Source organism: Mycobacterium helveticum (assembly GCF_007714205.1).
GTDB classification, from domain to species: domain Bacteria; phylum Actinomycetota; class Actinomycetes; order Mycobacteriales; family Mycobacteriaceae; genus Mycobacterium; species Mycobacterium helveticum.
This window is the reverse complement of record NZ_VMQU01000218.1, coordinates 1-4,405: the sequence shown is the minus strand read 5'-3', so window position 1 is coordinate 4,405 and position 4,405 is coordinate 1. Positions and strand designations below refer to the sequence as shown.

Sequence of the window (4,405 nt, the reverse complement as noted above, 5' to 3'; positions counted from 1 at the left end):
AGGCCAGCGGCTGCGCCACCCCCAGCACGCGCAGGTCGCGGGTCCGCGCGCACGGCTGGACGCGGGCGGCGTCGTGGGGGGGGCCCCCCCCGGGGGCCCCCCCCCCCCGGGGGGGGGGGGGGGGCGGGCCCCCCCCCGGAGGCAGGCAAAAGTGGTGGAGTTAGCCCTGCGCGACGACCTCGAGTGCGACGTCGACGTCGACCTCGGGGTGCAGGTGCACCGACACCCGGTGGGTGCCGACGGCCTTGATGTGCGATTTGGGCAACCGGACGATCCGGCGGTCCAGGTTGGGGCCGCCGGCCTTCTTGATGGCCGCGACCACGTCGCCGGCGGTCACCGAGCCGAACAGCTTGCCGGAGTCGGCTGCGGTCTTCACCGGCAGCGAGACGGAGCCCAGCGCGGCGATCGCGGACTTCAGTTCGTCGGCGTGCTCACGGTCGCGCACCATCTTGGTCTCGCGGGCGCGGCGGATCTCGTCGGCCTGCTTCTGGGCGCCGCGCGAGGCGACGATCGCCAGCCCGCGCGGGAGCAGGAAGTTGCGGCCGTACCCGTCCTTGACCTCGACCGTGTCACCGACGGTCCCGAGGTGGTCAACGTCAGCCGTCAGAATCAGCTTCATCGTCTTCGTACTTTCGGTTGAGCGTCCGGCGCTTATCGCGCCGTGGAGGTGAAGGGCAGCAGCGCGACCTCGCGGGCATTCTTCACCGCGATCGCGATGTCGCGCTGGTGCTGCACGCAGTTGCCGGTTACCCGGCGCGCCCGGATCTTGCCGCGCTCGCTGATGTAGGTGCGCAACAGCGTGGTGTCCTTGTAGTCGATCTGCTGGCCCTTCTTCGAGCAGAAGACGCACTTGCGTGCCTTGACCGGCTTCTCCGGAGCCGGGCGCCGCTTACTGGACTTGGCCATGTGTGTTGTTCTTTCCGTTCTCGTGGGTGAAGTTCACGTGTTCTAGAAGGGCGGTTCGTCGTCACCGCCGCCGAAGGAGCCCGACGCCGGTGCGCTGCCCCAAGGATCGTCGGCCGGTGCGCCGCCCGCCTGCGGGGCCGACTGGCGCGATCCGCCGCCACCACCAGCGCCGCCACCGCCGCTACCGCTGCCGCTGCCGAAGCCACCGCCCCCGCCGCCACTGCGGCTGGCCTTGTTGACCTTGGCGGTGGCGTAGCGCAGCGACGGCCCGATCTCATCGACCTCGACCTCGACCACGGTGCGCTTCTCGCCCTCGCGCGTCTCGAAGGACCGCTGCTTGAGCCGCCCGGTGACGATCACGCGGGCCCCGCGGGTCAGGCTCTCGGCCACGTTCTCGGCGGCCTCCCGCCAGATGTTGCACCGCAGGAACAGCGCCTCGCCGTCCTTCCACTCCCCGCTCTGACGGTCATAGATCCGGGGCGTCGACGCCACGGTGAAGTTCGCGACGGCGGCCCCCGAGGGCGTGAACCGCAACTCGGGGTCAGCGGTCAGGTTTCCGACGACGGTGATGGTGGTGTCACCAGCCACAATTTCCTCCTGGGTCCGCTGCTGCAACGGTCGATGTCATGAGCATGTTCTCGCGAAGCCTACGCAGCCGCACCGACGGCGAACAGTCAGTGTTCGCCGGGTCAGTGTTCGCCGGGTCAGTGCTTGTCGGTGCGCATCACCTTGGTGCGCAGCACCGACTCGTTGAGGCTCAGCTGGCGGTCGAGTTCGGACACCGTCGCCGGCGCCGCCTTCACGTCGATGACGGCGTAGATGCCCTCGGCGTGCTTGGCGATCTCGTAGGCCAGCCGGCGCCGGCCCCAGATGTCGACCTTGTCGACAGTGCCCCCGTCCTTGCGGATGACGTTGAGGAACGTCTCCAGCGACGGGGCTACGGTGCGTTCGTCGAGCGTGGGGTCAAGAATGACCATGATTTCGTATGGACGCATGGAAACCTCACCACCTCCTCTGGTCTGTACGGCCACGGTCGATCCGTGGCAGGAGAGTCGCCTGCGTCGGCAACCGCCCCAGGGTACCGGACGGCGGGCGGCCCCGGGAAATCCGGGCACTCGGGCCCGCGCTCACTCCCGGAAGCGCACGTACTCCGCGGCCCTGGCCATCGTGGCCTCGTCGGCCTTGGCGAGCGAACCCGAGTCGAACGGCGGCGGCGGGTCATACTCGATGAGCAGCTGCGCGGCCTCCGCGGCCTCGCGGTCGACGAGCAGTTCGACCAGCCGCAGGGCCATGTCGATGCCGCTGGACACCCCCGCGGCGGTGATGATCCGCTGCGGCAGGTGCTCGACGACGCGTTCGGCCACATAGCTGCCGCCCAACCCGTTGAGCACGTCGGCCGCGCCCCAATGGGTGGTCGCGGTCAGCCCGTCGAGCAGGCCCGCGGAAGCCAGCACCAACGCGCCCGTGCACACCGACGTCGTCAGCGTGGTGTTTTGGTGCACCGACTGCAGCCAGCCGCGCACCGTCTCGTCGTGAATGAGTTGGCGGGTTCCCACGCCGCCGGGGAACACGACCACATCGGGCGCCGCGACCTCGTCGAAGGTCGCGTCACAGGTGAAGCCGAGCATCCCGTTTTCCGTCCGCACCTCACCGCGCCGGTGCCCGACGAACACGATGTCGATCGACGGGATGCGTTGCAGCACCTCGTAGGGCCCCACCGCGTCGAGCGCGGTGAACCGGGGGAACAACGGGATCGCGACTTGCGTCATGCCTGCCTCCGGATCGCCGCTGCGGTGTCAGTCTCCGCCGTCGCCGTCGACCGTCGTCGCCCGGCCGGGCGCAGCCACTGCGGAAGCCAGCCGGGCGGGGCGTCGGGAGCCCGGTCGAACGGCCCGCCGCCGGGGTCGTCCAGACGCCCACGCATGCGCACCAGATCCTCGTCGGGCCGGTAGATCTGCCGGACGACCAACGCGCACAACGCGAGCACCGCGACGTCGCGCAGCAGCACCGCCGTGGTGAAGAACTGCTGCGGCAGCGACCGGTTCGGCTCGGAGTACAGGTAATACATCCGCGGCACCCAGACCAGCGCGTCGATGGTCATCCACGCCAGCAGGATCCGCCGGTGCGGCAACGCCAACACCGCCAGCGGCACCAGCCACAGCGAAAACTGCGGGCTCCACACCTTGTTGGTCAGCAGGAACACCGCCACCACCAAGAACGTCAGCTGCGCCACTCGCGGCCGCCGGGGAGCGGTGAGCACGACGTAGGCGATTGCCGCGCAACACGTGGCGAACGACACCGCGACCACGGCGTTGAGCACCGTGGGCGGCTGCCAGAAACCGAGGCGGGGATCGAAGCCGCGCCACCCGGTGAACGACTTCACCACGGTGTACAGCGAATCCATGTCATCGCCGCGGCGGGTGTTGAGCCGGAAGAACTCCGACCAGCCGCGCGGAAACAGCACCAGCACCGGCAGATTCACCAGCAACCACGTCGACGCGGCCGTCGCGGCCGTACGGGCCCACGCGCCGAGGCGCCCCGTCCGGATTCCCAGCACCAGCATCGGGCCCAGGAACAACAGCGGATACATCTTGGCCGCGGCGCCCAGCCCGATCAGCACCCCGGCGAGCACCGGTCGTCGCCGCGCCCACGCCAGCAGCCCGGCCATCGCCAAACCCGTTGCCAGGGAGTCGAAGTTGGTGAAAATCTGAAAGATGACCAGCGGCGAGGCGGCCACCAGGGCCGCGTCCCAAATCCGGCGTCCGGCCAGGCCCGCGGTCGCCCAGACGGTCGCCAGCCAGGCCAGCGCCAGGCCGAAGGCCGCGACGTCGAAGAACATCACCACCTCGGCGACCACCGGCAGCGGCACCAGCTTGCTGAGCGCGGTGTAGGTCTTGGCCAGCGCCATCGACGCGTACTGGTACAGCCCGGTCAGCACCGGATACTCCATGTACCGCACCGCGGGGCGACCGTCGTACTGCAGCTGCGGCGCGCCACCGGCGTCGGTTTCGACCCAGCTCGACTTGTACGGAAACTCGCCCTGGTTCAACAACTCCGCGCCGTAGAGCGGCACCGTGTCGGAGTAGCACAGCTCGTAGTAGGCGCGCTGGTTGTCCCAGTTGGCCACCCGCTGATCCCCCGGCCCGGTGCCGTGGCTCTGCAGGCACGCCGCCTTCGTCGAATAGCCCAGCGCCAGAAACGCCAGTGCGATCACGAACATCACCCGCAGCGGGGTCATCAGCCGGGTGCGCCCGATCAGCGCATGTCGGCCCACCGGCCCCCCGACGGCGTCGGCGAAGGCTGCCCCCAGAAAGTCGGTGCGGCTGGGGCAATCGCGGGTGTCCAGGCTGCGCCGGTCGGCGGCCAGCGGCGCCGGCGAAATGGTGGCGCTCTGCTCCGCGGCCCCGGTCACGGTGGCGGAGTCGGAGCTTGCGGGCCACCCGGCGGGGCGCCGCCCGGTGCGTTCTCGGGCGGCGGGGGCCCGAGGGGAATCGTGGTG

At 70.0% G+C, this 4,405-nt stretch carries 5 protein-coding genes and 1 pseudogene; all 6 read right to left on the bottom strand.

The features are described from left to right. Positions 1–160: 160 nt before the first annotated feature. Positions 161–619 (bottom strand): 50S ribosomal protein L9, encoded by a 459-nt coding sequence (rplI, locus tag FPZ47_RS26635; RefSeq protein WP_144957149.1) that lies wholly within the window; start codon positions 617–619, stop codon positions 161–163. A 32-nt stretch (positions 620–651) separates the two neighbouring features. After that, on the bottom strand, positions 652–906 hold the full coding sequence (gene rpsR / locus FPZ47_RS26630; RefSeq protein WP_144957146.1) for a 30S ribosomal protein S18: 255 nt from the start codon (positions 904–906) through the stop codon (positions 652–654). Between the two features lie 42 nt (positions 907–948). Next, the gene (locus tag FPZ47_RS26625; protein ID WP_144957143.1) at positions 949–1,494 is read right to left on the bottom strand and encodes a single-stranded DNA-binding protein; all 546 of its coding nucleotides are present in this window, start codon (positions 1,492–1,494) and stop codon (positions 949–951) included. 116 nt (positions 1,495–1,610) lie between these two features. Beyond that, a complete protein-coding gene (gene rpsF, locus FPZ47_RS26620; protein WP_144957140.1) occupies positions 1,611–1,901 on the bottom strand; it encodes a 30S ribosomal protein S6 in 291 nt (96 codons plus the stop codon). A gap of 132 nt (positions 1,902–2,033) precedes the next feature. Continuing rightward, the gene (locus FPZ47_RS26615; protein ID WP_144957137.1) at positions 2,034–2,675 is read right to left on the bottom strand and encodes a DJ-1/PfpI family protein; all 642 of its coding nucleotides are present in this window, start codon (positions 2,673–2,675) and stop codon (positions 2,034–2,036) included. Next, positions 2,632–4,318, bottom strand: a pseudogene (locus tag FPZ47_RS26610) (glycosyltransferase family 87 protein); the annotation flags it as partial. The gene FPZ47_RS26615 and the pseudogene FPZ47_RS26610, both read right to left, overlap by 44 nt. Between the last annotated feature and the right edge of the window lie 87 nt (positions 4,319–4,405).